This is a genomic window from Shigella sp. FJ200513 (assembly GCF_040495915.1).
Taxonomy (GTDB): Bacteria; Pseudomonadota; Gammaproteobacteria; order Enterobacterales; family Enterobacteriaceae; genus ECMA0423.
On sequence record NZ_JBDYCV010000221.1, the window covers coordinates 1 to 2,005 of the forward strand.

Genomic DNA, 2,005 nt, shown 5'->3' on the forward strand with positions numbered 1-2,005 from the left:
GGCATGGATTCACGACCGGGCTTAAGGACCACCAGCCCGAGTTCCGGAACCAGAACAGGTCGAAGTAATACCCGCACGTTACCTCCAGATCCGTTGCTGGAATGTGCGGGACGGACGCGGTGGCTGTTCGGAGTAAGGGAGCCTGACGGAGATTATCTAGTGACGGTAGTCGAGGCTAAGGGCTTTTTTAACCTCGCATCCGCGCCTGCGGTAACACTGAATAAGCCATTCGGCCTGTTCTTCAGTGCATGAGGGATGCTGGTACCAGTCTGACTTAAATGCGTGAGAATACCGCTCGTGCGTGTGGGCAAGAACGGTCGAATTATCATGATTGTAATATTTTGCGTTGCGTGCCATCGGTTTTCTCCGGTGGCACGGTGTTACTCAGCGGGAGTTCAGCCCCGCGCAAGATTGTAGATGAGTTTATTCTTCTGAAAAAGCAGAAAAGCCAGCTTTTATTCCGATCTCTTTCAATGCCTGTAATGAAGTGACAAACTCACCGTCGCGCAAGATAAATCCGTCCGTCACTCGGGCATCCACAAAATTAATTAACGCAGCCCCATTTTTTTGCAAACACACAATGCGGTAATGACTAACAATATTTCCATTTTCAACGCACACAGCATAGAGGCCATCTTCACAAAAAATTTTACGCAGTTCTTCGATGTTCATCATCAGAATCCTTCCAGATAAGTAGCACTCCCCTGTTCGGGGTCCATCCCTTTTATCCCTGCGCGCTACTTAAGTATTTTTGATTCTATTCCGGCACCATCCAGAACTTCAAATGCGTTGAAAATAAAAACAAAAAACCGCCGAAGCGGGTTAAGTGCGGGTGCGTTGAGGATGCCTGCCACATCAGAGGTGGCGAGGGATTTCTCACTCGCCGGGTCTCTTACTCCTCAGGTTCGTAAGCTGTGAAGACAGCGACCTCCGTCTGGCCGGTTCGGATTCGTACCTCGCAGAGGTCTTTCCTCGTTACCAGTGCCGTCACTATGACGGTTAAACAGATGACGATCAGGGCGATTAACATCGCCTTTTGCTGCTTCATAGCCTGCTTCTCCTGTCAACGCAAAGCAGAAGTGTCACCTTCGGTGCGAAACAGAGATGTCATGCTTTGGTTCAGAGAATGCGTTTGACCGCCTCGCTATATACTTCCGAGCGTTCTCTTTTCCCAACAGAAATCACGAAAACGACAACTTTCTCGTCTATAACCTGGTATACAAGGCGATAGCCTGAAGACCGGAGCTTAATCTTGTAACAATCAGGCATACCACGGAGCTTGTTTGCTTCAATCCGGGGTGACTCAAGTACTTCAACCAGCTTCTTTTTCAACTGTTCACGTACCGTCGAGCCCAGCTTTCGCCATTCCTTTAGTGCCCGCTCGTCAAAATCCAGAAAATACGCCATCAGAGTTCATCCAGCGTCACACGTACTGGCTTAGGATTACGAAGCCGTTCTTTCACTATCTCCACAAGTTCAGCATCTTCATCACTCAGGAGTGTCTGTTTGAACGGCAAGCGTTCATTGTCAGCGATATACTCGAGCATGAGACGAAGCGCTTCAGAAGGAGTTACACCCATTTTTTCAAGCGCGGCGTAAGAACGCGCTTTAAGTTCATCGTCAATACGCAGGTTAATGCTACCCATGTCTTACACCTCTTGTAATTACAAATGTCATTACAAGTATCGCACTACAACATGCTTAGGGCAAGTCACGAAGGAAGTCAGAAAGTAGTCGTAAGAACGGTGATCACTGTCCGCTTTGTGCCAGGAGCAGCCATTGCTAAGTCCATCCTGTATTGTGCAGGTCAGCTCTTTTTTAAAGAGTCCGGCCATCATCTTACTGGTACAGACACCATATACTTTGTGACGGTCAGGCTACATATGCACAACTCAACTTATTCATCTATTTTTTGCTTTAGCATGTCAGTGAGGTGTACTGGCAATAGCGGACACTACCATTTGTTCTTTTTTTAAGCAGTCATCTGATGATATTTTTCCCTGAA

The 2,005-nt window shown here is 47.5% G+C and carries 4 protein-coding genes and 2 pseudogenes; 1 reads left to right on the plus strand and 5 read right to left on the minus strand.

Features of this window, described 5'->3' with window-relative positions:
• Positions 1-78: 78 nt before the first annotated feature.
• From ABZJ92_RS21620 to relB, 5 genes and pseudogenes are all read right to left on the minus strand, one after another.
• Positions 79-357: pseudogene (locus ABZJ92_RS21620) on the minus strand (hypothetical protein).
• A gap of 66 nt (positions 358-423) precedes the next feature.
• Positions 424-675, minus strand: a complete 252-nt coding sequence (gene rem, locus ABZJ92_RS21625; RefSeq protein ID WP_000980987.1) for a protein Rem — start codon at positions 673-675, stop codon at positions 424-426.
• A gap of 217 nt (positions 676-892) precedes the next feature.
• Complete coding sequence (gene hokD / locus ABZJ92_RS21630) at positions 893-1,048, minus strand: type I toxin-antitoxin system toxin HokD (RefSeq protein ID WP_000813254.1); 156 nt, start codon at positions 1,046-1,048, stop codon at positions 893-895.
• Positions 1,049-1,119: 71 nt separating this feature from the next.
• Positions 1,120-1,407 carry a type II toxin-antitoxin system mRNA interferase RelE gene (relE, locus tag ABZJ92_RS21635; protein ID WP_000323025.1) on the minus strand — a complete coding sequence of 96 codons (288 nt, stop codon included), beginning with the start codon at positions 1,405-1,407 and terminating at the stop codon, positions 1,120-1,122.
• Positions 1,407-1,646, minus strand: a complete 240-nt coding sequence (relB, locus tag ABZJ92_RS21640; RefSeq protein WP_000534858.1) for a type II toxin-antitoxin system antitoxin RelB — start codon at positions 1,644-1,646, stop codon at positions 1,407-1,409. The genes relE and relB overlap by 1 nt, the downstream gene beginning before the upstream one ends.
• 24 nt (positions 1,647-1,670) lie before the next feature.
• On the opposite strand from relB, the pseudogene ydfV reads away from it, so the two are divergent.
• Positions 1,671-1,931: pseudogene (gene ydfV / locus ABZJ92_RS21645) on the plus strand (protein YdfV); the annotation flags it as partial.
• Between the last annotated feature and the right edge of the window lie 74 nt (positions 1,932-2,005).